The 23,986-nt window shown below is 70.9% G+C and carries 21 protein-coding genes; 6 read left to right on the top strand and 15 right to left on the bottom strand.

The genetic code is table 11. The annotated features are described in order from the left end of the window. Positions 1 to 43 precede the first annotated feature (43 nt). Positions 44 to 934 carry a TolB family protein gene (locus AC1PME_RS01710; protein WP_481097103.1) on the top strand — a complete coding sequence of 297 codons (891 nt, stop codon included), beginning with the start codon at positions 44 to 46 and terminating at the stop codon, positions 932 to 934. A 512-nt stretch (positions 935 to 1,446) separates the two neighbouring features. Here AC1PME_RS01710 and AC1PME_RS01705 read toward each other — a convergent pair. After that, positions 1,447 to 3,954, bottom strand: coding sequence for a PepSY domain-containing protein (locus tag AC1PME_RS01705; RefSeq protein ID WP_481097102.1), 2,508 nt, complete (start codon positions 3,952 to 3,954; stop codon positions 1,447 to 1,449). A 198-nt stretch (positions 3,955 to 4,152) separates the two neighbouring features. Between AC1PME_RS01705 and AC1PME_RS01700 the strand changes: the two genes are divergently transcribed. Next, positions 4,153 to 4,908 (top strand): DNA/RNA non-specific endonuclease, encoded by a 756-nt coding sequence (locus AC1PME_RS01700; RefSeq protein ID WP_254459985.1) that lies wholly within the window; start codon positions 4,153 to 4,155, stop codon positions 4,906 to 4,908. Between the two features lie 116 nt (positions 4,909 to 5,024). On the opposite strand, the gene AC1PME_RS01695 is transcribed toward AC1PME_RS01700, so the two are convergent. Then, the gene (locus AC1PME_RS01695; RefSeq protein ID WP_307547919.1) at positions 5,025 to 5,912 is read right to left on the bottom strand and encodes a LysR family transcriptional regulator; all 888 of its coding nucleotides are present in this window, start codon (positions 5,910 to 5,912) and stop codon (positions 5,025 to 5,027) included. 91 nt (positions 5,913 to 6,003) lie between these two features. Here AC1PME_RS01695 and AC1PME_RS01690 point away from each other — a divergent pair, with 91 nt between their 5' ends. After that, entirely contained in the window at positions 6,004 to 6,993 is a 990-nt protein-coding gene (locus tag AC1PME_RS01690) for an NAD-dependent epimerase/dehydratase family protein (protein WP_307547917.1), read from the top strand. A gap of 319 nt (positions 6,994 to 7,312) precedes the next feature. Here AC1PME_RS01690 and hemB read toward each other — a convergent pair whose 3' ends face one another. Beyond that, complete coding sequence (gene hemB / locus AC1PME_RS01685) at positions 7,313 to 8,305, bottom strand: porphobilinogen synthase (protein ID WP_307547916.1); 993 nt, start codon at positions 8,303 to 8,305, stop codon at positions 7,313 to 7,315. 207 nt (positions 8,306 to 8,512) lie between these two features. After that, the gene (locus tag AC1PME_RS01680; protein ID WP_010340624.1) at positions 8,513 to 8,761 is read right to left on the bottom strand and encodes a hypothetical protein; all 249 of its coding nucleotides are present in this window, start codon (positions 8,759 to 8,761) and stop codon (positions 8,513 to 8,515) included. 172 nt (positions 8,762 to 8,933) lie between these two features. Here AC1PME_RS01680 and AC1PME_RS01675 point away from each other — a divergent pair, with 172 nt between their 5' ends. Beyond that, positions 8,934 to 9,392, top strand: coding sequence for a hypothetical protein (locus AC1PME_RS01675; RefSeq protein ID WP_307547912.1), 459 nt, complete (start codon positions 8,934 to 8,936; stop codon positions 9,390 to 9,392). A gap of 445 nt (positions 9,393 to 9,837) precedes the next feature. Here AC1PME_RS01675 and AC1PME_RS01670 read toward each other — a convergent pair whose 3' ends face one another. From AC1PME_RS01670 to AC1PME_RS01655, 4 genes are all read right to left on the bottom strand, one after another. Beyond that, positions 9,838 to 11,640, bottom strand: a complete 1,803-nt coding sequence (locus AC1PME_RS01670; protein ID WP_307547910.1) for a DUF885 domain-containing protein — start codon at positions 11,638 to 11,640, stop codon at positions 9,838 to 9,840. Between the two features lie 253 nt (positions 11,641 to 11,893). After that, positions 11,894 to 12,475 (bottom strand): cytochrome c oxidase assembly factor Coa1 family protein, encoded by a 582-nt coding sequence (locus tag AC1PME_RS01665; RefSeq protein ID WP_481097101.1) that lies wholly within the window; start codon positions 12,473 to 12,475, stop codon positions 11,894 to 11,896. Positions 12,476 to 12,512: 37 nt separating this feature from the next. Beyond that, positions 12,513 to 14,744, bottom strand: coding sequence for a S9 family peptidase (locus AC1PME_RS01660; RefSeq protein ID WP_481097100.1), 2,232 nt, complete (start codon positions 14,742 to 14,744; stop codon positions 12,513 to 12,515). A 70-nt stretch (positions 14,745 to 14,814) separates the two neighbouring features. Continuing rightward, the gene (locus AC1PME_RS01655; protein WP_254459977.1) at positions 14,815 to 15,504 is read right to left on the bottom strand and encodes a glutathione binding-like protein; all 690 of its coding nucleotides are present in this window, start codon (positions 15,502 to 15,504) and stop codon (positions 14,815 to 14,817) included. 113 nt (positions 15,505 to 15,617) lie between these two features. Between AC1PME_RS01655 and AC1PME_RS01650 the strand changes: the two genes are divergently transcribed. Together AC1PME_RS01650 and AC1PME_RS01645 are read left to right on the top strand one after the other, a co-directional pair. Beyond that, positions 15,618 to 16,226 (top strand): TIGR00645 family protein, encoded by a 609-nt coding sequence (locus tag AC1PME_RS01650; protein ID WP_254459976.1) that lies wholly within the window; start codon positions 15,618 to 15,620, stop codon positions 16,224 to 16,226. Positions 16,227 to 16,398: 172 nt separating this feature from the next. Continuing rightward, a complete protein-coding gene (locus tag AC1PME_RS01645; protein WP_307547903.1) occupies positions 16,399 to 17,397 on the top strand; it encodes an energy transducer TonB in 999 nt (332 codons plus the stop codon). Between the two features lie 96 nt (positions 17,398 to 17,493). Here AC1PME_RS01645 and AC1PME_RS01640 read toward each other — a convergent pair whose 3' ends face one another. From AC1PME_RS01640 to AC1PME_RS01610, 7 genes are all read right to left on the bottom strand, one after another. After that, positions 17,494 to 18,432 (bottom strand): CPBP family intramembrane glutamic endopeptidase, encoded by a 939-nt coding sequence (locus AC1PME_RS01640; protein ID WP_481097099.1) that lies wholly within the window; start codon positions 18,430 to 18,432, stop codon positions 17,494 to 17,496. A 143-nt stretch (positions 18,433 to 18,575) separates the two neighbouring features. After that, complete coding sequence (locus AC1PME_RS01635; RefSeq protein WP_254459973.1) at positions 18,576 to 19,757, bottom strand: ABC transporter permease; 1,182 nt, start codon at positions 19,755 to 19,757, stop codon at positions 18,576 to 18,578. Further along, the gene (locus tag AC1PME_RS01630) at positions 19,754 to 20,500 is read right to left on the bottom strand and encodes an ABC transporter ATP-binding protein (RefSeq protein ID WP_481097098.1); all 747 of its coding nucleotides are present in this window, start codon (positions 20,498 to 20,500) and stop codon (positions 19,754 to 19,756) included. Before AC1PME_RS01630 ends, AC1PME_RS01635 begins: the two co-directional genes overlap by 4 nt. A gap of 31 nt (positions 20,501 to 20,531) precedes the next feature. Then, positions 20,532 to 22,046, bottom strand: a complete 1,515-nt coding sequence (locus AC1PME_RS01625) for an alpha/beta hydrolase (protein WP_481097097.1) — start codon at positions 22,044 to 22,046, stop codon at positions 20,532 to 20,534. A 90-nt stretch (positions 22,047 to 22,136) separates the two neighbouring features. Further along, the gene (locus AC1PME_RS01620) at positions 22,137 to 22,337 is read right to left on the bottom strand and encodes a helix-turn-helix transcriptional regulator (protein WP_010340539.1); all 201 of its coding nucleotides are present in this window, start codon (positions 22,335 to 22,337) and stop codon (positions 22,137 to 22,139) included. Beyond that, complete coding sequence (locus AC1PME_RS01615; protein WP_481097096.1) at positions 22,334 to 22,912, bottom strand: hypothetical protein; 579 nt, start codon at positions 22,910 to 22,912, stop codon at positions 22,334 to 22,336. Before AC1PME_RS01615 ends, AC1PME_RS01620 begins: the two co-directional genes overlap by 4 nt. Before the next feature lie 336 nt (positions 22,913 to 23,248). Continuing rightward, entirely contained in the window at positions 23,249 to 23,959 is a 711-nt protein-coding gene (locus AC1PME_RS01610) for an FAD-binding oxidoreductase (RefSeq protein WP_481098049.1), read from the bottom strand. Positions 23,960 to 23,986: the final 27 nt, after the last annotated feature.

The raw sequence follows: 23,986 nt of genomic DNA, 5'->3' as shown, positions 1-23,986 counted from the left end.
GTTGGTTGTTTTAGACTGGCGGCGACATTCCATGGAATCCCTCATGCGGACCCCTGCCCTGCCGCTCGCGCTGGCCGCGAGTTTACTCTGCGTGCCGTGTGCGTTCGCGCTTTCCGAATTCGGCATCGAGGGCATGGGCGTGGTGTCGACCGCCGCCGACGAGACCCGCGCCAGCGTGTCGGCCGACGGCCAGCGCATCGTCTGGGCCAGTCCCGACCGCGCCGGCGGGCCCGGCGGCGGCGACCTGTGGCAGGCGCAGATGCGCGACGGGCGCTGGCGCGACCCGCAACCGCTGCCGGCGCCAGTGAACTCGCCGAACCAGGACAGCGACCCGTTCTTCAGCGCCGACGGACGCTGGCTGTACTTCGCCTCCGATCGCCCCGGCGGCCATGGCGGCAGCGACCTGTACCGCGCGCCGGTGCTGGCCGACGGCCGCTACGGCGCGCCGCAGAACCTGGGCGCAGCGGTGAATTCGCCGGGCAACGAGCGCGCGCCGACCCTGTCGCTGGACGGCACGCGGCTGCTGTTCGCCAGCGATGGCCACGGCGGCGCCGGCGGCCTGGACCTGTTCGTGGCACGCCTGGACGGCCAGGCATTCGCCGCACCGCAGGCGCTGGCCGGGGTCGACAGCGCCGACGACGAGACCGATGCCGCCTGGCTCGGCGACGGCCATGCGCTGCTGTTCGCCCGCGCCCATGGCAACACGAGCAGCCAGGTGCTGCTGGCGCAATGCGCCGGTGGCCGCTATGCGGACCCGCAGCCGCTGGCGCTGTCGTTCAACGGCAGCGACGGCCACACCGCCGGCGCCGTGCTGGACGCGTCCAAGCCCAGCGAACTGCTGCTGTCGGGGAGCGCGCGCGCACCGAAGGCCGGCAAGCGCGACCTGTACCGGATCAAGGCGCCGGCGGCCACGGGCAGCGGCGATTGCATGTAAGTTCGACGAGCGGCGAAGCGAGGCACGCGAGCCCTGGAGCGCCGTCGCGCCGGGTTGTCGAAGGGAGTGCGGCTGCGTGTGCAGGCACGCCGCTCTGCAACCGCGACCGGGCATCTTCGGGACGCCGGTCTGCTGCCATGCCGACACACACGGCAAGGGCGTACCCAAAGGCCGTTGTGGGAGGGACTTCAGTCCCGACGCATGGCACCTGGACGCAGCGCCTGTCCGCTTGTCGCGACCGAACAGCGCCTCCAACACCTCCCTTACCGTAGCGCAACGGGGCGCGTCGTCGCCCCGCCGTAGCGGCTCCTGTTCCCTTTTGGCGGGATCTGCCGCGATACATTCCCTGTAATGCCTCATCGCGGCTGAAGCCGCTCCTACGCGCGTGCATTGCGGCCGGATCAGTGGCTCCCTGAAATGGCTTCCACCGGCCGCAGCCCAGCACCTGATGCGCAGCGGCGATCAAGGCAGGCACGCAAGGCCCCTGATCGCGCTGCGATCGGCGCGGCGCCTCAGTACACGTCGCGCCGGTAGCGCCCGTCGGCGCTGAGCGCATCGAGTGCGTCCTCGCCGAGGATCTCGCGCAATGCCGCATCCACGCCGCGCGCCATGCCCGCGAGGCTGCCGCAGACATACACGGTAGCGCCGCGCGCCACCCAGTCGCGCACCGCGTCGGCGGACTCGCGCAGCCCGTCCTGCACATAGCGCTTGTGCGCCTGGTCGCGCGAGAACAGCAGGTCCAGGCGCTGCAGGTGGCCGGCGGCCTGCCAGGCCCGCAGTTCGTCGCCGAACAAGGCGTCGTGCGCGGCGTTGCGTTCGCCGAACAGCAGCCAGTGCCCATGCACGCCGGCCTGCTCGGCCTCGCGCAGCAGGCTGCGCAGGCCGGCGATGCCGGTGCCGTTGCCGATCAGCAGCAACGGCGCATCGCCATGCCGGCGGAACCCCGGGTTGGCCCGCACCTGCGCCCGCAGCACCGCGCCCAGCGGCGCGTGCCGGCACAGCCAGCCGGCGCCCAGGCCGGGGCTGCCATCGTCGCGCAGGGTCAGGCGCACGACCAGCTGCAACAGGCCGTCGGCCGGCACCGAGGCGATCGAATACTCGCGCAGCGGCAGGTTCGGCAGTGCATCCAACCAGGCCTGCAGGTCGTCGCCCGGCGCCGGCGGCGTCAACGCGCGCGTGGCCAGCGCCTGCCACAGCGGCTGGCGCACGCCCTCGGCGTGCACCGTCCGTTCGGCGTCCAGCGCCTGCGCGGCGAGCCACGCACGGACCGCGTCGGCGGCGTGGCAGGGCTGCACTTCCAGGATGTCGCCGGCATGCCAGTGCGCCTGCGGTGGCGGCGTCAGGTCGATGCGCCACACCGGCGCGCCGGCGCTGCCGGGATTGAGCAGGACGCGGCCGGCCAGGCGCCAGTCCAGCGGTTCCGGCGCCTGCAGCACCGGCGCCGACGCCGCCACGCCGGTCAGCGCGGACAGTTGCCATTGCCACTGCGCCAGCGCCTGCGGATCGGCGTTGTCCACCTCCAGCGCCGGGAACAGCGCCTGCGCGCCCTGCGCGTCCAGCCACTGCTGCACTTCCCGGGAGAAGCCGCAGAACTGCGGATACTGGCGGTCGCCCAGGCCGAGCATGGCGTAGCGCAGGTCCGGCAGGGCCTGCGCCTGGCGCAGCACGCGCCGGACGAAGCCGCGCGCCGCGTCCGGCGGTTCGCCGTCGCCGAAGGTGCTGACCACGAACAGCGCGCGCTGGGCGCCGCGCAGGTGCGCCAGCTCCAGCTGCGCCAGCGAGCGCACGTCCACCGCCAGGCCGGCGGCCTGCAGCTGCGCGGCGGTCTGCCAGGCCAGGCGCTCGGCCAGGCCGCTCTGGCTGGCGAAGCCCACCAGCCAGGAGGCGGCGGCATCGCCGACCAGCCCCGGCAGCGCGCGCCGCGCATCGCGCAAGGCGCGCTTCTTGCGCCGGCGGTCCAGGTACAGCATCCAACCGGTGACGAAGAACAGCGACATGCACAGGCTCGCCAGCAGCATCGCCACGCGCCCGGGCAGGCCGAAGAAGCTGCCGCTGTGCAGCGCGAACATGCTGGTCAGCAGGCGCCGGCCCAGCGGCTGCTGGCGATACTCCAGATGGCGCAGGATGCGGCCATTGGCCGGATCGACCTCCACGCTGTCGTAGGCGCGCCCGTGCGCCGGGTCGGGCGGCAGGTAGCGGGCCACGATCGGCTGGCCACTGCGGCCGGGCAGGCGCAGGTCCAGGTAGGCGCGCTGCGCGGCGGGCACGCTCGCCAGGGCCGCTTGCAGCCGCGCGTAGTCCACCGCCGGCGGTTTGCCGCCGCGGCCGCCCTCCTGCTCCTTGGGCGCGGCATCGCCGCCGAGCATCGACACCAGCCCCTGCCGGTACCAGTCGTAGGACCAGTACAGCCCGGTCGCGGCGATCAGCAGGTACACCAGCAGGCACCAGGTGCCGATCACCGAATGCAGGCTCCACAGGAAGCTGCGCCCCTGCCGGTTCCACTCCACCGCCCACCAGGTCCGCCAGCTCCACCAGCGCCGCGGCCAGCGCAGGTACAACCCGGACAGGCAGAAGAAGATCAGCACGATGGCGCAGGCGCCGGTGACCGCCTTGCCGCGCTCGCCCGCCGCCAGGCGCCGGTGCAGGTCTTCGACGAAGGAGAAGAACCCGTCCAGGCGCGGCGCCGGCAGCACCGCGCCGGTGTAGGGGTCGAAATACAGGCGGCCGCCGTCGCGGCCGGGCAGGCGCACCGCGGACGGCCGCGTGCCGGTCGGGTCGATCAGCAGCCGGTTGCTGCGGTGCGCGCCATCCAGATCCAGGCGCCGCGCCAGTTCGGCCAGCGGCAAGGGCTGCTCGCCGGCGGCATGGCGCGCGGCGATGGCCGCCATCGGCGGATTGGCCAGGCGCACGATCTCGTCCTCGAAGGCGAGCGTGGCCCCGCTCAGCCCCATCACCGACAGCACCAGCCCGGCGCTGATGCCGAGCAGCCAGTGCAACTGGAACAACAGCGTCTTGATCACGGCGCGCGGGGGGAGAGGGCGGGCGCGCATTGTAAATGAGAACGCTTATCGCATGCGATTGACCGCCCCCGCGCGGCGTCTACCGCCAAGCGTGACCGCCGGCGCAGTTGCCATTTGCGGCACATCCGGCGGTCACCTGACGGACATCGAACCTGGCCAGTTTCTTCACCTCCATCGACCACCCCCGAGGTTCCTGCAATGTCCGTCTCCCTGCGCGGTTGTCTTGCCCTGCTTGCGCTGTTCGCCGCCCAGGCGGCCAGCGCCGCCACCAGCTGCCCCACGCTCTACGCCGGCGGCAAGGCACCGACGCTCGACGCGTCGATCACCAGCCGCACCACCGAGGTCTGCCATACCGAATACGTGCTGATGGCCTCGGGCGTGACCAAGGGTCCGCTGTACTCGGCCGAGCACCTGACCGACCAGCAGGTCGCCGGCGCCGAATCGATCGGCCGCGTCGGTTCCTTCCACGACGAGACCGGCATCCCGGCCGCCGACCGCTCGCACACCTCGGACTACACCAACTCCGGCTTCGACCGCGGCCACATGACCCCGGCCGGCGATGCCTCGACCACCAACTCGGAGAAGGAAACCTTCTCGATGGCCAACGTGGTCCCGCAGGACCACAAGCTCAACACCGGCGAGTGGGCGCGGATCGAAGAGCAGGTGCGTCAGCTGGCCAAGCAGCGCGGCGAGGTCTACGTGGTCACCGGCCCGGCCTTCGACAGCGGCACGCGCAGCAGCATCGGCGCCGACAACGTGCAGGTCCCGAACTACGTGTGGAAGGCGGTGTACGAACCGGGCAACGGCGCGGCCGCCTACATGTGCGTCAACGACAGCACCATCAACTGCGACGTGGTGTCGATCAACGACGTCATCACCATGTCCGGCGTGGACCCGTTCCCGGCGATCAGCGCCAGCATGAAGGCGAACCCGATCGCGCTGACGTTGCCGTAGTTCGGGAGTCGGGAATGGGGAATCGGGATTCGTAAAAGCGTCCTGACACCCTGCCCGGGTTGGAGCGGCCGGATGCGCGAATGCGCCAGCCGGCCGCCATTGCAAGCGCGCACACCTCAGGCGGTGTGCGCCGTCATCGCCTCGACCAGCGCCGCGAATACCACGCTGCACGCGGCGTTGCCGCGCACGTCCTGGTGCATCACGATCCAGCTGTCCAGGCCCACGCGCACCTGCTGCGGCAGTACCGGCACCAGCGCCGGCGTGCGCCGCGCCAGCGCGACCTGGCAGAAGCCGATGCCGCAGCCGGCACGCAGCAGCGCCAGTTGCGCCAGGTCGCTGTCGGCGCGCAACGCGAACGCCTCGCGCCGCCATGCCGGCAAGGCGCTGCGCGCCGCACGCAGGAACGGCGTCTCCGCATCGAAGCCGATCAGCGCGTGCTGCGGCAGGTCCTGCAGCGTCTGCGGCAGGCCGTGCCGGTCCACGTAGTCCTGGTGCGCGAACAACGCCACCGCCACCGCGCCGACGTGGCGCGCGACCAGCACATCCTGGGTCGGGCGGGTCATGCGCACCGCCACATCCGCTTCGCGGTGCAGCAGGTCCTGCACCCGGTTGCTCAGCACCAGTTCCAGCCGCAACTGCGGATGCGCGCGGCGCAGGGCCGCCAGCACCGGCGGCAACACCTCCGCACCGATCACCTCGCTGGCGGCGATGCGCACCGTGCCGCGCACCGCCTCGCCGTGGCGGCCGGCCGCGCGCTGCAGCGACGCGGCCAGGCTGCCCATCGCCTGTGCGTGGCCGCGCAGCGCCAGGGCCGCATCGGTGGGCAGCAGGCCGGTCTGCGAGCGCACGAACAGCGGCACCGCCAGCGCCTGTTCCAGCGCCGCCACATGGCGGCCGACGGTGGGCTGGGTCAGGCCCAGCGCGCGTGCCGCCGCCGACAGCGACCCCTCCTCCAGCACCGCCAGGAAGGACCGGTAGAGTTCCCAGCCGATCGTGTTGTCCATACAGAAATGTATAGCCGGTCGGCGGTCTTCGCCAATTTTCTTCTGCGGCACCGGCGCCGACACTGACCGCCGACCCCAACGGAGCGCTGGCATGTCCCCTACTTCTTCCACGGCCCTGGTACTGGGCGCCAGCGGCGGCATCGGCGGCGAACTGGCGCGGCAGTTGCGCGACGCCGGCTGGCAGGTGCGCGCCTTGCAGCGCGGCCTCGCCCGCGCCAGCGAGGACCGCGACGGCATCCACTGGCGCCGTGGCGATGCCTTGCAGCGCGACGACGTGCTGCAGGCGGCGCAGGGCTGCGCGGTGATCGTGCATGCGGTCAACCCGCCCGGCTACCGGCGCTGGTCGGAGCTGGTGCTGCCGATGATCGACAACACCGTCGCCGCGGCCATCGCCGAGCGCGCCACCGTGGTCCTGCCCGGTACGGTCTACAACTACGGCCCGGATGCCTATCCGGCGCCGGACGAAGACGCGCCGCAGGCCCCGCGCACGCGCAAGGGCGCGATCCGCGTGGAACTGGAACGGCGCCTGCAGGCCGCGACCGCGCTGGGCGCGCGGGCGATCGTGGTGCGCGCCGGCGACTTCTTCGGTCCACGCGTCGGCAACAGCTGGTTCGCGCAGGGGCTGGTGCAGCCCGGACGGCCGGTCGCGACGGTGACCCTGCCCGGCGATCCCGGCGTGGGCCACCAGTGGGCCTACGTGCCGGACGTGGCGCGGACCATGCTGGCGCTGCTGCAGCGGCGCGCGGACCTGCCGGCCTTCGCCCGCATGCACATGGACGGGCACTGGGACGCCGACGGCACGCAGATGGCCGCAGCGATCGCGCGGGTCGCGCAACGCCATGGTCTGGCGCCGCCACGCACGCGCCGCTTCCCGTGGCCGCTGCTGACCCTGGCCCTGCCGTTCTGGCCGCTGGCGCGCGAGCTGCACGAAATGCGCCCGCTGTGGCGGCACCCGCTGCGCATGCGCAACACGCGACTGTTGGAACTGCTCGGCGAAGAACCGCACACGCCGCTGGATGCGGCGGTGGAGGCGACGCTGCGCGGGCTGGGCTGTCTGCCGGCGACCTCCCAATCGGCCTGACGCCGGCGTGTCTGCGTAGGAGCGGCTTCAGCGGCGACCAGGCGCCAACGGGAAGGCGCGGTCGCGGCCGACGCCGCTGCTACCAGCAGGATGCGCGGTCGCGATGCCTTTGCCAGGCAAGGCCTGGTCGCGACGTCAAGGCACTCCGCCAACCAGCTCGGGTCCCGATCAAGCCGGATACCGCGTGCCCGGCAGCAGCGGCTTCAGCCGCGACGGACGTGCCTGGAAACGCTCGGTCGCGGCCGACGCCGCGCCCACAGGACGCTTACCGTCGCGACTGGAGGCGCCCTGGAGCCGCTTGCACAGACAGACGCTGGGCTCAGCGCGCCTCGCGCAGCCAGCGCGCCACCTGCGGCGCGAAGTAGGTCAGCACGCCGTCGGCGCCGGCGCGCTTGAACGCCATCAGCGATTCCAGCACGCAGGCGCGCTCGTCCAGCCAGCCGTTGCCGATCGCCGCCTTGAGCATCGCGTACTCGCCGCTGACCTGGTAAGCGAAGGTCGGCACGCGGAATTCGTCCTTCACCCGCCGCACCACGTCCAGGTAGGGCATGCCGGGCTTGACCATCACCATGTCCGCGCCCTCTTCCAGATCCAGGGCGATCTCGCGCAGGGCCTCGTCGCCGTTGGCCGGGTCCATCTGGTAGGTGGTCTTGTCGGCCTTGCCGAGGTTGCCGGCGCTGCCCACCGCCTCGCGGAACGGGCCGTAGAACGCCGAGGCGTACTTGGCCGAGTAGGCCATGATGCGCACGTGCAGGTGTTCGTCGGCATCCAGCGCGCGGCGGATCGCGCCGATGCGCCCGTCCATCATGTCCGAGGGCGAGACGATGTCCACGCCGGCCTGCGCATGCGACAGCGACTGCTGCACCAGCGCCTCGACGGTGATGTCGTTGAGCACGTAGCCGCGGTCGTCGATGATGCCGTCCTGGCCGTGGCTGGTGTACGGATCCAGCGCCACGTCGGTCATCACCCCCAGCTCCGGGAAGCGCGTCTTCAGCGCGCGCACCGCGCGTTGCGCCAGGCCGTCCGGGTTCCAGGCCTCGGCCGCGTCCAGCGACTTGCCGGACGGGTCGATCACCGGGAACAGGTCGATCACCGGGATGCCCAGTTCCAACGCCGCCTCGGCCTCCTTCAGCAGTTCCTCGATCGACAGCCGCTCCACGCCGGGCATGGACGCGATCGGCGTGCGCCCGGGCACATCGTGCACGAACACCGGCCAGATCAGGTCGTCGACGGTGAGGGTGTGCTCGCGCATCAGGCGGCGCGAAAAGGCATCGCGGCGCATGCGCCGGGGACGGTAGTGGGGATGGGCCACGTGCAGGCTCCTGGGTAGGCGGATTCTTGAGAGGCCGCGCCAGTCGCACCGGCCGATGCCGCCAAGGCACCGCAGGCCGCGCCGCCGGCACCGGCGTGAACGCAAGGCGCCCGCGAGCGGGCGCCATCGGCTGCGCATGTTACTCCCGCCGGCGCGGCGCGCCGCACGAAATGTTGCAACACAGCATGCCGGTCGCCCGGCGCAGGCTCAGATCACGCCGCCGCCCAGGCTCAGCCGGATCACCCCGACCACGATCACCAGCGCATTGAGCATGAGACCGGTCTTGGCGCGGCCGCGGTTGGGTGCGGCGGTGAACAGCAGCCCGATCGCGGCGATCAGCGCGCCGACCGCGGCGAACGGGATCAGGAACCAGTTGCCCCAGCCGAGCAGCGGAATGAAGGCCAGGATCATCCACAGCAACGCCACGATGCCCCACAGCAGACTGATCAGGCCCATGCCGGCCTCCATGCGAATGTCAGCCTGCACCATAGCGCGCGGCGGAGGCCAGGCAACCCAACTCTTGGCATGGGGATCACGGCGGCCCTGCCAGGGTGCGGCAGCGGCGGGTTCGGCACGATTCACCCGGCCCGCCTATGATCGCGTGAGATCCGAACACGGGGGTAAGGCCATGACTGTACGACCGTTGCTGCCGCTGGCGCTGCTGCTCGCCCTGGCCGGCTGCGCCAGTTCTTCCAAGGTGATGGTCGGCGCGGCGCGCCCGCCGATCGATCCGGCACTGGTGCAGATCTACTCCGCGCCGCCGCCGGGGGCGGTGGACATCGCCCAGTTGGAAGCCTCCAGCGCGGCCGGTTTCGGCACCCAGGGCCAGACCGATGCGGCGGTGGCCCGGCTCAAGCGCGACGCGGCCAAGCTCGGCGCCAACGGCGTGGTGCTGATGGGCGTGGGCTCGCAGCGCTCCGGCGGCGGCCTGTCGGTGGGCGCCGGCAGCTACGGCGGCCACGTCGGCGGCGGCCTGGGCATCGGCATCCCCACCACGCAGAAGCGCGCCGCGGGCATGGCGATCTGGGTGCCGCCGGGGGCGCCGGCACCGGCGGCTCCGCAGCCAGCACCACCGCCCGTTCACTAGAATCTGGCCAGGTCGGGGAGCACCGACATACCCGCCGCTCCCGTGAAGCGAATATCCCAGCTCGCTGTGCGGGCCTGGACGGCCCTCGCGCGCTGAAACCCTTGCCGAGCTATTTGCGGGCGGAATCGGGACGATCCGCGCGAGGGTCGCGCCTACGATGCCGCCCGCCGTGCAACCGCACATTCAGTCCAGATGGCTGGGATGGACCGCTTTCGACGGAGGGGCGTGCGATGAAGCAATGGATATTGATTCTGGTTGCGTTCCTGGGATTTCAGGGTGTCGCTGGCGCGCAGCAGGTCTATGAAGATCTGCCCGGTCGGCGGCGGCAACGCCAGCGACTGGACGGGACCGCAACGGCCCCAACGTCTTCCCACGGATCATTGCTCCGCACCGACGGTGCCGCCGCGCTCTCCGGGCGCAGCGGCGCGCCTGGCTAACCGTCCGGTCACCTGCGCTGCGACGGCACGAACTCCTCGTCCACCGCCGCGGCCAGCTGGTCCGGGGGCAGCAGCCCTTGGTCGAGCAGGAAGTTGTTGAATTTCAGCCGGTCGAACTTCGCGCCCAGCGCCAGTTCGGTGCGCATGCGCAGCTCTAGGATGCGGCTGTAGCCGTAGAAGTAGCTGCCGGCCTGGCCGGGCGCGCGCACCATGTAGCGGTCCAGCTCCTGCCGCGCCATCGCCGGCGACAGGCCGACCTCGTGTTCCAGCACCAGGCGCGCACGCTCGCGGTCGATCAGGCCGAGATTGAGCATCGGGTCGAGCATGGCGCGCGCCGCGCGCAGCAGGCGGAACTGCAAGGCGATCAGCTGCCCGTCCAGCGGTTCGTACGGCACCATCTCGGCCTCGGCGTACAGCGCCCAGCCTTCGACGTTGACCGAATTGAACGCGTACAGGCTGCGCGCCAGCGACACGCCGCGCTCGACCATGGCGGTGAACTGCAGTTCGTGGCCGGGCCGGCCCTCGTGCGCGCTCAGCGTCCACGCCGCCGCGCCGAAGTTGAAATCGTCGTAGTGCTCGCCCTTGCCGGCGCTGTCGGGATTGCCCAGCGGCAGCACGAAGGTGCCCTGCTCGCCAGTGTTGCCGACCAACGGCGCCGGGCGGAAATGCGGCGCCGGTTGCGCGGCGCTTTCGGCCGGCGAGCCCAGGCGCATCTGCATCGGCCGTTGCGGCACGTCGACGATGCGCTGTTGGCGGATGATCGGGTCGATGCGGTCGATGACGCTGCGGTAGTGCGCTTCGAGCTTGTCGTCGGGGATGGTGTCGCGCTTGAGCGCGCGCAGCACCGTGCGGTAGTCGCGCGCATCGTCGCCGCGCAGTCCCTTGGCGGCGGCCACCAGTGGCGCCAGCTGCTGCATCGCCGCGCGGGTTTCCATGAACTCCAGCTGCGCGCGCTGCATCAGCACCTGCGGGGCGATGTCGATGCCGACCTGCTTGAGCCGGAACGCGTACAGCTCGGGCGGCAGGCGCGCATCCGCGCGCGCCTGCGGCAGCACCACCGTGCGCGTCCAGGTGGCGTAGTCCCGGAACTGCTGGTCCATCGCCGCCAGTGCCGCATCCGCACCGGCGATCCTGTACTCGGCGAACAGCGCGCGAATGCCCTTGGCGTAGGTGTCGACGTTGCTCAAGGCCTGCTCGACCTCGCGCCTGGTCGGCTGCAGCAGGCTGCCGTCGGCGCGCTTCTCTTCGTAGCGTTGCCGCGCCAGCAGCAGGGTGGAGGTGCTGCCCGGCGCCAGTCCTACGTAGCGCTGCAGCCGCGCCAGCGCCTTGGCGCGGCGCGCCGCCGGGACCTGTTCGGACAACAGATTGTTGATCCCGCCGAAGACGTGCTGCGGCGCGTCCATCCATGGCAGCAGCAGGCGCTCGTCGAGCGTGCTGCCCTCGATGGACTGATCGGCGGCGTGGATCAGGATCGCCAGATCCTGGCGCACGTTCGGATCGCGCTCCACCTGGAGCTTTTCCTGCAGCGTGCGGCGCGCGGCGGCGGTGGCCTCGCGGAAACGCCGCGCGTTGTCCGGGCCGAGATCGGAGACCTGGTCGTCGAATCCGGGCACGCCGAAGAAGCTCACTTCCTCGGCCTGGAACGGCGCCTGCGCCTGCAGCAGGATCTGCGCGAACGCATTGCTGCGCTCCACCCAGGCCGGCGCGCGCGTGGCCGCACTGGCGGTCGGCGCGGCCGCCGCCAGCGCCGGGAACGGCGAAGGCACCGTCAGCGCCAAGGTCAGGGCGATGGCGAGGACACGTGGCTTCATGGCGCAGCTCCGACAGGACAATGCGGGGACCGTACGCGGCGCATGCGGATCGGCCATCTGCCGGAGGTCATGGCCGTCACCACGCGGCGGTGCAGCATGCCGGTGGGCCTGCGCGGCGACCGCCGCAATGCGCGTGCGGTAGCGCAGCGTGGGCGCATCGCGTCAGACCCTCGGCGGTGCGATGGTGCACGCCCATGGACGCCGCACATGGACGCTCCACAACGCGGTGGGCGGCAGAACGTTCGCGGCCCGCCTACTGCGTAGCGTCGGCTTCGGCCGGCATGGCGTTGTCCGCGTCCGCCGCGGGCATCGGCGGCGCATCGACCGCCATGCCGTCCGCCTCTTCGTCGTCGTCGGCGGCATCCTGCCCGAGCGCATCGAGCAGCGGGATCGCCTCGCCGGCATCCGGCAGCACCTGCAAGGTGGTGTAGTGCCACTCGCCCGCATGACGCTCGGCTTCGATGTACAGGGTGCCGTTGGCGCGGCTGCCGTGCAGCGACACGCTCAAGCTGGCATTGCCGTTGCCGGCGCCGCTGGTGCTGATGCTGCCGCTGGGCATGATGCCGTCCTTGATCGGCGCACCCAGCGCGGCCGCCACGCGTGGATCGTGTTGTGCGGTCATCACGCCGACGCGGTACGGCTCGGACGCCTTGGTGACGCGCGCGAGGCCGAGCACGAACACCGCGATCGAGGCCAGCAGCAGCGCGCCGAGCACCAGCGCGATCAGCGGCACCGCCCATTTCCAGTGCCGCGCCCACCAGCCGCGCTTGGCCTGCGGCTGCACCACGCCGGAGGTGGGGCCGGGCGTTCCGGGCAGCGGCGGCGGACTCGACATTGCGTCACTCCTTGTCGTGCAAAACGAAACGGGGCGCTCAGGGCTTCAGGCAGCGTGCCAGGAACGCTTCGGTGGTGCGATAGCGATGCAGTGCGTTGCTGCCGGACAGCCCGTGCTTGGCGCCCGGATAGGTCATCAGCTCGAACAGCTTGCCGCGCTTCTGCAGCTCGCTCATCAGCGAGGTGGAATTGGTGAACAGCACGTTGTCGTCGGCCATACCGTGCAGCAGCAGCAATTGCGAGGTCAACCCGTCCAGGTGCGCGGCCACGCGGCTGTCGCGATAGCCGTCGGGATTGGCCTTGGGCAGGTTCATGTAGCGCTCGGTGTAGTGGCTGTCGTACAGGCCCCAATCGGTGACCGGCGCGCCGGCGGCGCCGCAGGCATAGGCCTCGCTGTGCTTAGACAGCAGCATCAGGGTCATGTAGCCGCCGTTGGACCAGCCGTACACGCCGATCCGCGCCGGATCCACCCACGGCTGCGCCTTCAGCCAGGCCACGCCGCGCAGCTGGTCGTCCACTTCCACGGTGCCCTGGTGCTGGTACAGCGCCCCGCCGAAATCGCGGCCGCGGCGCGGCGTGCCGCGGTTGTCCAGCGAGAACACCACATAGCCGTGCTGGGCCAGGTACTGGTCGAACAGCGCATCGCCGCGGCCGGGCCAGCTATCGACCACGGTCTGCGCGGCCGGGCCGCCGTAGACGTAGACCACCACCGGGTAGCGCTTGGCCGGATCGAAGCCGTCCGGCTTCATCAACCGGTAGTGCAGCTGGGTCTTGCCGTCGGCGGCGGTCATGGTGCCGAACTCGACCGGGCGCTGCGCGGCGCGGTAGGCGGCATAGGGATGCTGCGGATCGGCCAGGTCGTTGACCAGCAGGGTGGCGATCTTTTCGCCAGTGGCGCGGAACAGCTCGATCTGCGGCGGGGTGGTGGTATTGGACCAGCTGTCGACATAGACGCTGGCGTTCTTGGCGAAGCTGGCCGCGTGCGTGCCGTTGGGCTTGGACAGCTGCTCGATGGCGCCGCCGGCCAGCGGCACCGCGTAGAGCTGGGTCTGGGTCGGCGAGGCCTTGGTCGCGGAGAAATAGACCTTGCCGGCGGCCTCGTCCACCGCCAGCAGCTCGTCCACCACCCACTCGCCCTGGGTCAGCGGGCGCAGCGTGCGGCCGTCTTCCGAGGCCAGGTACAGGTGTTCGTAGCCGCTGCGCTCGGAGCCCCAGACGAAGCGCCCGTCCTTGAGGAAATGCAGGTCGTAGGTGAGCGGCACCCAGGTCGGGCTGGTCTCGGTGATCAGCACGCGCTGCTTGCCGGTGGCCAGGGTCGCCTCGATCAGGTCCAGGCGCTTCTGGTCGCGCGACTGGCGCTGGAAGGTCAGCCGTTGCGGATCGCGCCAGTCCACCCGCGCCAGGTAGATGTCCGGATTCTTGCCCAGGTCGACCCACTGCGGCTGCGCGCCGGCACGCGGCGCGATCACGCCCAACTGCACCTTGACGTTGGGCTGGCCGGCCTGCGGATAGCGCTGTTCCACCACCTCGGTATGGTCGGCGTAGACCTCCGGGCGCTTCTGCACCGGCACCTCGGTTTCGTCGATGCGGGCGAAGGCGATCGCCGAATCGTCCGGCGCCCACCAGTAGCCGGTGTGGCGGTCCATTTCCTCGTCGGCGACGAACTCGGCCACGCCGTTGCCGATGGTCTCGCTGCCGTCGCGGGTGAGCTGGTGCTGCTGGCCGCTGGCCAGGTCGATCACCCACAGGTTGCGCCCGCGCACGAAGCTGACGTAGCCGCCCTTGGGCGAGATCTTCGGGTCGGTGACGAAGCCTTCGCCGTGGGTGAGCTTGCGCACCGCGGCGCTGCCGGTCTTGCTCAGGTCGTACAGGTACAGCTCGCCGCCGAGCGGGAACAGCAGCGCATGCGCATCCGGCGCCCACTGGTATTCGACGATGCCGGTGTAGGCGGCGATGCGCTGGCGCTCGCGGCGCGCCTTCTCCTCGTCGCTCAGCGTCTCGGTGCCGGGCAGCACCAGCTTGGAATCCACCAGCATGCGGGTCTGGCCGCTGGCGATGTCGTACTCCCACAGGTCCAGCTGGTTGCGGTCGCTGTCCTTGCCGCGCAGGAAGGTCACCCGCGAGCCGTCCGGCGCCACCTTGGGCTTCATCAGGGTCGGCCCGGACAGCGGCTTGCTGCCGGTGATGGCCTCCAGGGTCAGTTTCTCGGCGTGGGCGGGAAGGACGGGCGTGGCGAGCATGAGGGCGAGAGCGGCGAACAAAGAGCGCATGAAGGTTCCTGATGGAGCACCGAGCGCACGGATGATGCGCGTGCGCCCGGGATTTGAGAAGCGCGCCGGCTCAGCGCTGCCCGAACAGGTGCTTGCGCGCTTCCTCGCTGAGCGGCTTGCCCGCGTTCGGGTTCACCTGCTCCTTCAAGGCGTAGGCGCGCTGGGTGGCCGGGCGCGCGGCGATGGCCTCGTGCCAGCGCTTGAGATGCGGGAACGCGGCGTAGTCGGGGGTCAGGCCGGGGTACACCTCGATCCACGGGTAGCTGGCCATGTCGGCGATGCCGTAGGCGTCGCCGGCCAGATAGGCGCTGTGCGCCAGGCGCTTGTCCAGCACGCCGTGCAGGCGCCGCACCTCGTTGCCGTAGCGCTCGATCGCATAGCCGATCTTCTCCGGCGCGTAGACGTTGAAGTGGCCCATCTGCCCGGTCATCGGGCCGAGGCCGGCCATCTGCCAGAACAGCCATTCCAGCGCGACCACGCGCCCGCGCGGATCGGCCGGCAGGAAGCGGCCGGTCTTCTCGGCCAGGTACAGCAGGATCGCGCCGGACTCGAACACGCTCTGCGGGGCGCCGCCGTCGGCCGGGGCATGGTCGACGATGGCCGGCATCTTGTTATTCGGCGAGATCGCCAGGAAGGCGGGCGCGAACTGCTCGCCGGCGCCGATGTTGACCGGCTTGAGCGTGTAGTCCAGCCCGGCTTCCTCGAGGAACAGGGTGATCTTGTGGCCGTTGGGGGTGGGCCAGTAGTACAGATCGATCATGGCGGCGGTCCTGGACAGGGGAACCCGAGTGTAGCGGCGCCCCCCGGCTTGGCAGCGTCACCGCCGGCCGGGTACCCTGGCCGCTCCCGCAACGCAGCATTCCAGACCACGCCATGACTCCCGAGCGGCCTCGCCTGCACCCCCTGTCCAACCTGATCTTCGCCTCGCGCTGGCTGCAGCTGCCGCTGTACCTGGGGCTGATCGTGGCCCAGGGCGTGTACGTGTTCCTGTTCGGCAAGGAACTGTGGCACCTGATCCACGAGGCGCCGAGCCTGGGCGAACAGCAGATCATGCTGATCGTGCTGGGCCTGATCGACGTGGTGATGATCTCCAACCTGCTGGTGATGGTGATCGTCGGCGGCTACGAGACCTTCGTGTCGCGGCTGGGCCTGGAAGGCCACCCGGACCAGCCGGAGTGGCTGAGCCACGTCAACGCCAGCGTGCTCAAGGTCAAGCTGGCGCTGTCGATCATCGGCATCTCCTCGATCCACCTGCTCAAGACCTTCATCGCGGTGGGCGCGCTCGGCGGCATGCCGATGTGCTCGCCGGAGCAGTTGGCCAGCGCCGCGGGCACGGTGGACCTGAAGAGCTGCGCGACGCTGACCGCCACCGGCGTGCTGTGGCAGACCGTCATCCATGGCATCTTCATCCTGTCGGCGATCGGCATCGCCTGGACCGACCGGATCATGTCCGCGTCCGCGCCGGCGCGGCCGGCGCATTGACCGGCACGCGCAGCGTCACGCTTTTTGCCGCATGGCCGCGGCTGCCACGCACCCGGCGGCCGGGGATGCTAGATTGGCCGATGGGGTGCGCTGGCGGCATGGGGGCCGCGGCCGCCGCGAACACACCGCCGTCGCATCGTTGATTGCCAACATCGGGGATTCAGGGGGACGCATGTCGCAACTCACCACACTCGCCAAGGCGCGCCGTCTCGCGCCCGTCCTGTTGCTGGCCGCGCTGGCGGCCTGCTCCAAGCAGGACGAGAGCGCACCCGCCGCCGCACCGGCCACGGCCGCCGCGAATGCGCCGGCAACGCCGGCGGTCTCGGCCAAGGTGCAGTCGATGGGCACCGAACAGCTGCACGATTCGGCCAGCCAGGCGCTGCGCGAGAACCGCATGTACGCACCGGCCGGCAACAACGCGGTCGAGTACTACCTGGCGCTGCGCGACAAGCAGCCCGACGACGCCGGGGTCAAGAGCGCGCTGACCGACCTGATGCCGTACACGCTGATCGCCGCCGAACAGAGCATCGCCCGCGAGGATTTTCCGGAAGCCCAGCGCCTGGTCGGCCTGATCGAGAAGATGGACCCGCAGGCGCCCGCCCTGCCGCGACTCAAGCAGGGCATCAGCAAGGGCATGCAAGCCGTGGCCCAGCGTAGCCAGGACGAGACCGACAAGGCCAAGAAGGACGCCGAGCAGAAGGCCAAGCTGGCGGCCGAGCAACAGAAGCAGGCGCAGCAGCAGGCCAGCGAGGCGCAGGCGGCGCAGCAGATCGCCGCGCAGCAGGAGGCCGCGCGCCGCGAGAGCGCGCGCCAGGAAGCCGAACGCCAGGCCGCCGCCCGCCCCGCTACGCCCGCCACGCAACCGACGCCGACACCTGCCGCGGCACCCGCGGCCGCACCGGCCGCCGCCACGGCACAGACCCTGCGCCCGATCAGCACCCCGGCCCCGCGCTATCCGCCCGAGGCGCTGCGCTCGGGCACCGCCGGCGAGGTGCTGGTGGAGATCACCGTCGGCACCGATGGCGCGGTCACCAACGCCCGCGTGCTGCGCGCCACGCCGCCGCGGGTGTTCGACCGCGAGGCGCTGAACGCCACCAAGCGCTGGCGCTTCGAGCCGGTCGGCGCACCGGTGACCACCCGCCGTACGCTGGCGTTCAATCCTGGCGGTTGAGCCGCGCAACATCACGCGCGTGCCCGGCAGCCGCCGGGCACGCAGCCAGCGTCCAGGCGCAACACGGCGCCGACCGCAACGCTTCGATCAAACCGGTCAGGACGTCGGGGTCATGCCCGCGCTGCGCACCGACGCGCCGAAGCGCCCCTTGCGCCAAGCCACCCAGGTCGCGATCGCGCCCACCACCGTACACACCAGCAGACCCGGCAGCGAAGCCTCCGGTCCGAACGCGCCACCGCTCAGCCATTCCGGCACCCCGGCGTGCGCCGTGCTGCGCGCGATCGCCGGCCCCATGTCGGTCCCCGACACCGCCGCGCCGAACAGATAGCCCTGGGTGAAGTTCCAGGCCGCATGCACACCGATGGAGACCCAGAGCCGGCCGGTGAGCACGTAGAAGGCGCCCAGCATGACGCCCGCCTCCACCGCGATGCACAGCGCGGCGAACACGCTCGCGTTCGGATTGCCGAGATGGGCCAGGCCAAACAGCGCCGCCGACAGCGCGAACGCCGGCCATGGCCCGAACGCGCGCCACAGCAGGCGCAACAGGATCGCACGCAGCATCAGCTCTTCGACCATGCCGGCCTGCAGCGCCTTGCCGAGCGCACCCCACGCCGGCGCGGGTCCGGTCCAGCGGATCGCGTACACGCCGAACGCCGCCATGAGCGCCATCACCGCCGCGAACATCGCCGCGCCCAGCAGCAGCCCCAAGGCCAATTGCGATGGCGCCGCGCGCCAGGCGAGTTCCGCTGGCCAGCGGCGCTCGCCCAGGCGGACCGCCACCGCGTAGAAGAGGGCGGCCGTCACTGCCGTGGCATACGGCGCGACGCGCTCCGCGCCCGTCGGCAACAGCCTGGCACACAGCACCGGTACCGCCGTCGCCACGACCACCATCAACGCCAGCAACGCGATCGCCCAGGCCACCGCCCTCAGCCAGCGCAGGCTGCCCGGCCGCAGGATGCACGCCTCGCCCAGTTCCAGCAGGCGCCTGGTGCCGGCAGCCGTCCTTGCTCGGGCATCGTGTGGGTCTGGGGACATGCATGGGCTCGCTGCGGAGGAAGCGTCAGCAAGACGGACACATCCGCTGCGCGCAGCGAGTGTGCATCACGCGCGCCGTCCCTGCGCGCGCCTCGGTCACGACGGCCGGGCAGCGCGCGGACCGTCCGCGCGCTGCCGCCTGCTCAACTGGAGATCGCCAACTGCTCCTGCCGGTAGCGGCGCACCGCCGCCAGCCACAACAGCGCGGCCAGGCCGAAGCCGGTCAACAGGTACACCGCCCAGATCTGCGGATCGATCGCCTCGCGGCGGATGATCTTCATCAGCATCTGGTTCTGCGCCAGGAACGGCACCGCGAACTGCCACAGCGTGGTCTTCAGCGGATACACCATCAACGCATAGCCGGGCAGCATCGGCAGCAGCATCAGCCAGGTCATGTGGCTCTGCGCCTCCTTCATGCTCTTGGCCGACGCCGCCAGGTAGGTCAGCAGCGAGGTGCCGATGAACAGCATCGGCAACAGCACGAACAGCATCTGCAGCATCGCCACGAAGCCGACGTTGAGCTGGCGGCCGATGCCGCTGGCCACCTGCGCGCTGAGCTTGAACGCGAGCAGGGTCAGCAGCAGCGACACCAGGCCGACCATGCAGGCCGCGGCGATCTTGCCGCTGACGATGGCGCTGCGCGAGGCCGGCGTGGCCAGCAGCGGCTCCAGCGATTGCCGCTCGCGTTCGCCGGCGGTGGCGTCGAGGATCAGGTAGGCGCCGCCGATGAACGAGGTGATGGTCAGCAGCACCGGCAGCAGCATCGCCAGCAACGCGCCGCGCTTGGCCTCGGGCGTGGCCAGGTCCTGCAACGCCACGTCCAGCGGCCGCGACACCTGCGAGTCGATGCCGCGCGCCAGCAGGCGCAAGGCGCCGACCTGCTGGCCGTACATGCTCAACGCGGCCTGCACCCGCTGGGTCGGGATGTCGGCATCGCGGCGGGTGCTGTCCTTGATGATCTCCACCAGCGCCGGGCGTCCTTCGTGCCAGGCGTTGGCGTAGTCCTCGTCGATCTTCAGCGCCAGGTCCACGTCCTGGCTGCGGATCGCCCCGGTCAGGTCCTTCGGCGGCGCGACCGCGTTCAGGCCCTGCGCGGCGAGGAAGGCGACCAGGTTCGGCGCGCGTTCGCGGCCGATCACCGGAATGTCCAGCGGCTTGTCGATCTGGGTGCGCACGCGGCTCTCGGCCAGCGCGCCCATGCCCAGGATCAGCGCCGGGTACAGCAGCGGGCCGAGCAGCAGGGCCAACGCCAGGGTGCGGCGATCGCGCGAGAGGTCGCGCAACTCCTTGCGCATCACGGTGAATACGGTACGGAGCAGGCTCATGCGTGCAGTCCCTCGTCGCTGCCGATCGCCTTGACGAAGGCGTCTTCCAGGTTGGATTCGCCGGTCAGGGCGCGCAGTTCGTCGGCGGTGCCGGCGGCCACCACCGTGCCCTTGGCGATGATGACGATGCGATCGCACAGCGCCGCCACCTCCTGCATGATGTGGCTGGAGAAGATCACGCAGCGTCCTTCCTCGCGCAGTTCGCGCAGGAACCCGCGCAGCGCCCGCGTGGTCATCACGTCCAGGCCGTTGGTGGGTTCGTCCAGGATCACGTTGCGCGGGTCGTGGACCAGCGCGCGGGCGATCGCGGTCTTGGTGCGCTGGCCCTGGCTGAAGCCCTCGGTCTGGCGGTCGAGGATGTCGTCCATGTCCAGCGCCTTCGACAGCAGCCGGGTGCGCTCGGCGATGCGCGCCGCCGACAGCCCGTGCAGCTCGCCGAAATAGGCGATGTTCTCGCGCGCGGTCAGCCGCTTGTACACGCCGCGCGCATCCGGCAGCACGCCCAGCGCGCGCCGCACCGCCATCGGGTCCTGACCCACGTCGACGCCGTCCACGCGCACCTGGCCCTGGTCCGGCGCCATCAGCGTGTACAGCATGCGCAAGGTGGTGGTCTTGCCGGCGCCGTTGGGGCCGAGCAGGCCGGTGATCTGGCCGTCGGCGGCCTGGAAGCTGACCCCTTGCACGGCCTGCACGGCGCCGGCGCGGGTCTTGAATGCCTTGTGCAGATTGTCGGCGACGATCATGCCTGCCCCTCCCTGTCGAACGCTGCGCAGCTCATGGTTCCCATCCGTTGAATGAAGTGAAGGCCGGCACGCCGCTCATCGCGTCCAGGCAGGTGGCATCGAGGTGCTTGGCATCGGCGGTTTCGAAGAACTGGCCGAGCAGCTTGGGCATGCAGCCCAGGGTCATGGTGCCGTGGCCCTGGCCGCGCACCACCAGGTGGCGGCCGTTGGGCAGGCCCTTCAGCACGCGCGCCGCATAGCGCGGCGGCGTCACCGGATCCAGCTGGCCGGAGGTCAACAACACCGGCAGGGTGGAGGTAAACGGCGCGGTGAAATCGGCCGGGCGGGTGCCGGTCGGCCACACCGGGCAGGCGGCGAAGAACATCTGCGCCACTTCCGGGCCGAGCAGCGTGTCGTGGGTTTGTGGCGCGCGATAGCGGTCGGCGTCCTCGGCGCAGATCACCGACCACTGCATGCCGCGGTTCATCTGCCCGTCCAACTGCCCGCCCATCATCCGCGCCAGCGACATCAGCGGCCCGTAGCGGCCGTTGGCGGCTTCGTCCAGCACCAGCGGCAGCAGCGATGCGGTCTGCGGCGCATAGGAGAACGAGAACGCCAGGCTGGTGACGGTATCGGCGGTGACCCGGTCGTGGCGGCTCTCGCCGCTGGCCGGATCGCGGTAGTCCACCTCCACCGGCGCCCGGCGCAGCCGCGCCACCACCGCGCGCAACTGCGCGCGGGTATCGATGGGAAAGCGCTTGGCGCAGGCCGGATCGGCCTTGCATTGCTCGGCCTGCAGCGCGATCGCATCCTCGAAGGTGGTGGCGAACTCGCCGCCGACCACCAGATCGTTCGGCGCCACCCCGTCGATGACCACGCTGCGCACGTGCGGCGCATAGCGGCGCGCGTACTGCTGGGCGACGCGGGTGCCGTAGGAGCCGCCGATCAGGTTGATCTTGTCCACGCCCAGCGCGGCGCGCACCGCATCCAGATCGCCGATCGCCTGGGTGGTGGTGTAGTAGCGCGGATCGGCGCGGCCCTGCAGCGACTGCGCGCAGCGCCGCGCGTAGTCGACCAGTTCGGCGGCGGTGGGCGCACGCGCCGGATCGGCCAGCGGCATCTCCTTGCCGTCCGGCCCCAGGCAGCTCAGCGGATTGGACTGGCCGGTGCCGCGCTGGTCGATCAGGAACACGTCGCGGCGCTTGCGGGTTTCGCGCAGCGCCATGTCGACGATGCTGGCGACCTGGGTGGCGGCCTGGCCGGGACCGCCGGCCAGGAAGAACACCGGGTCCGGGTCGCTGCCGCCCTCCCCGGTGATCGGCAGCCAGGCGATGTTGAGGTCGATCTTGCGGCCGTTCGGCGCCGCCGGATTCTCCGCCACCGCCATGCGCGTGCACTGCGCCGCGACGTTGTTGGAGGCGACCGGATTGGTCAGCGTGCACGGGTGGAAGCGCAGCGCGCCGTAGCTGCGCTCGGACGTCTGCGGCGCCGGTGCCTGGGCCGCCTGGCAGGCGGCGAGCAGCAGGGTGGCCGCCGCGATGGCGAACGGCCGGGAGGGGTGTCGCATGGTTCGCATCCTTGAGTTCATGGCTTGCAGAATGCCATGCCGGAACATGGCGTCGTCGGGGCCCGGTGGGGCGTGGAACGGCGTGCGCGCTTACTCGGCCTCGTCGAACAGGAACACCTGTTCGATGCTGTGCGCGAACAGCCGCGCGATACGGAACGCCAGCGGCAGGCTCGGATCGTACTTGCCGGTCTCCAGCGCATTGATGGTCTGCCGCGACACGCCCAGCCGCTCGCCCAGTTCGCCCTGCGACCAGCCGTGCGCCTCGCGCAGCTCGCGGATCCGGCTGTTCATTGGTAGCGGCGCGCGTTCGCGACCTTGACCACCCCATAGGTCATGCACAGCGCCGGGAACACCCACAGCATCGCCGCCGAAGCCGGCAACGCGATCACCTGCGCTGCCTGCAGGAAGCCGGCGGCCATGTAGCCGCCGCAGGTCAGGCCGGCGGCGATGGCGATGGACTCCAGCTCGATGCGCCGCTGCAGTTCGTCGGAGTCGCGCACGAAGCGCGCCACCGCGCGGATCACCAGCGCCAGCAGCACGGCCGGCAGCAGCGCGATGACCGCACGCAGCCACAGCGCGTCGACGCTGTCGAGCAGGCGCTGCCAGAGCAGCATCACCACCGCATAGGCCGCCATCGGCGGAGAGAACTCGCGGTAATAGCGCCGCGCCAGCGCCCGCGTGGCGCTGTCGCCCAGACTGCCCGGCGACCACCACAGCAGCACCGCCATGAACAGCCCGCCGATGCCGACGCCGATGCACACCCCACGCAGGTAGTCGCTGCCGCCGAGCGGGAGCCATGCGCCCGCCGCCAGCGCTGCCAGACTCACGCACAGCACCACGATCGCATTGCGCTTGCAGTTGCCCATGACCTGTCCCCGATGCTCGGCCTGTCCCCGATCCGTCGCCATTCCGGCGACCGCGCCCTGGCGCGTCGACCTTGCTCCTGTCAAGCACGCTTGACAGGAGAATGCGCGTCGCGTGCGTGTCTGTCAAGCGTCCTTTACAGGAGAACCGAAAGACACCGGCGGCCGATGCAATTGGCCCCTCCCCCACCGGGAGAGGGGTTGGGGTGAGGGTACGGGCGCGAAGCGCGCTTGGTGTTCGGGAGCTCGCGGCTTCGCCCTGGACGGACCCTTCACAGTAAAGCGGTCGCGACTGAAGCCGCTCCTGCGTACGCGGATGTCCGGCGCCGGTGGCGACCGCTACTTGCTGCTGACGTACTTCTCGCGGCGGATGTGCTGCACCGGCAGGCCGGCTTCCTTCAGCGCATCGAAGCAGGCATCGACCATGTTCGGATTGCCGCACAGGTAGGCGATGTCGCCCTCGGCCTGCGGCGCGAATTCGTCCAGGAACTGCTGCACGTAGCCATGCCGCACGTCGGCATGCGGCGCCTCCGGCAGCTCGCGCGAGAAGCACGGCACGAAGCGGAAACCCGGATGCGCCTCGGCGAAGGCGCGGAACTCGTCGCCGTACAGCAGCTCGGCCGGAGTCCGCGCGCCCAGCAGCAGCACCACCTCCACGCCACGCTCGGCCATCGCCGCTTCCAGCAGCGGCAGCATCGAGCGGTACGGGGTGACGCCGGTGCCGGTGGCGATCAGCAGGTAGCGACGGTTGGCGTCGCCCGGCTGCAGGCAGAAGCGCCCGTACGGGCCGCTGGCGCAGACCTGGCCGCCGATCTCCAGCGACTCGAACAAGGCCGTGGCGGCGCCGCCGGCGACGAAGCTGACCGCGATCTCGACCGTGGCATCGGCCGGCTGCGCCGGATCGTGGCGGGTGGCCAGCGAGTAGCTGCGCTTGGTGGCGGTGCCGTCGGCGTAGTGGAAGTGCACCTGCACGAACTGGCCGGGCACGAACGGCAGGGGTTGGCCGTCGTCGCGGACGAAACGGTAGTGGCCGACGGCCGGGGCCAGCATGTGGCGATCGACCAGCTTCAGCGGGAA

It is taken from the genome of Xanthomonas sp. NCPPB 901 (genome assembly GCF_056725085.1).
This window is presented reverse-complemented; position numbering and strand designations above follow the sequence as displayed.

Excerpts from the sequence above, each read along its gene's own strand:
- AC1PME_RS01710 (WP_481097103.1), top strand. The coding sequence starts at position 44 with ATGCGGACCCCTGCCCTGCCGCTCGCGCTGGCCGCGAGTTTACTCTGC.
- AC1PME_RS01700 (WP_254459985.1), top strand. The coding sequence starts at position 4,153 with ATGTCCGTCTCCCTGCGCGGTTGTCTTGCCCTGCTTGCGCTGTTCGCC.
- AC1PME_RS01695 (WP_307547919.1), bottom strand. The coding sequence starts at position 5,912 with ATGGACAACACGATCGGCTGGGAACTCTACCGGTCCTTCCTGGCGGTG.
- AC1PME_RS01690 (WP_307547917.1), top strand. The coding sequence starts at position 6,004 with ATGTCCCCTACTTCTTCCACGGCCCTGGTACTGGGCGCCAGCGGCGGC.
- AC1PME_RS01680 (WP_010340624.1), bottom strand. The coding sequence starts at position 8,761 with ATGGGCCTGATCAGTCTGCTGTGGGGCATCGTGGCGTTGCTGTGGATG.
- AC1PME_RS01675 (WP_307547912.1), top strand. The coding sequence starts at position 8,934 with ATGACTGTACGACCGTTGCTGCCGCTGGCGCTGCTGCTCGCCCTGGCC.
- AC1PME_RS01670 (WP_307547910.1), bottom strand. The coding sequence starts at position 11,640 with ATGAAGCCACGTGTCCTCGCCATCGCCCTGACCTTGGCGCTGACGGTG.
- AC1PME_RS01665 (WP_481097101.1), bottom strand. The coding sequence starts at position 12,475 with ATGTCGAGTCCGCCGCCGCTGCCCGGAACGCCCGGCCCCACCTCCGGC.
- AC1PME_RS01660 (WP_481097100.1), bottom strand. The coding sequence starts at position 14,744 with ATGCGCTCTTTGTTCGCCGCTCTCGCCCTCATGCTCGCCACGCCCGTC.
- AC1PME_RS01655 (WP_254459977.1), bottom strand. The coding sequence starts at position 15,504 with ATGATCGATCTGTACTACTGGCCCACCCCCAACGGCCACAAGATCACC.
- AC1PME_RS01650 (WP_254459976.1), top strand. The coding sequence starts at position 15,618 with ATGACTCCCGAGCGGCCTCGCCTGCACCCCCTGTCCAACCTGATCTTC.
- AC1PME_RS01645 (WP_307547903.1), top strand. The coding sequence starts at position 16,399 with ATGTCGCAACTCACCACACTCGCCAAGGCGCGCCGTCTCGCGCCCGTC.
- AC1PME_RS01640 (WP_481097099.1), bottom strand. The coding sequence starts at position 18,432 with ATGTCCCCAGACCCACACGATGCCCGAGCAAGGACGGCTGCCGGCACC.
- AC1PME_RS01635 (WP_254459973.1), bottom strand. The coding sequence starts at position 19,757 with ATGAGCCTGCTCCGTACCGTATTCACCGTGATGCGCAAGGAGTTGCGC.
- AC1PME_RS01630 (WP_481097098.1), bottom strand. The coding sequence starts at position 20,500 with ATGATCGTCGCCGACAATCTGCACAAGGCATTCAAGACCCGCGCCGGC.
- AC1PME_RS01625 (WP_481097097.1), bottom strand. The coding sequence starts at position 22,046 with ATGCGACACCCCTCCCGGCCGTTCGCCATCGCGGCGGCCACCCTGCTG.
- AC1PME_RS01620 (WP_010340539.1), bottom strand. The coding sequence starts at position 22,337 with ATGAACAGCCGGATCCGCGAGCTGCGCGAGGCGCACGGCTGGTCGCAG.
- AC1PME_RS01615 (WP_481097096.1), bottom strand. The coding sequence starts at position 22,912 with ATGGGCAACTGCAAGCGCAATGCGATCGTGGTGCTGTGCGTGAGTCTG.
- AC1PME_RS01610 (WP_481098049.1), bottom strand. The coding sequence starts at position 23,959 with ATGCTGGCCCCGGCCGTCGGCCACTACCGTTTCGTCCGCGACGACGGC.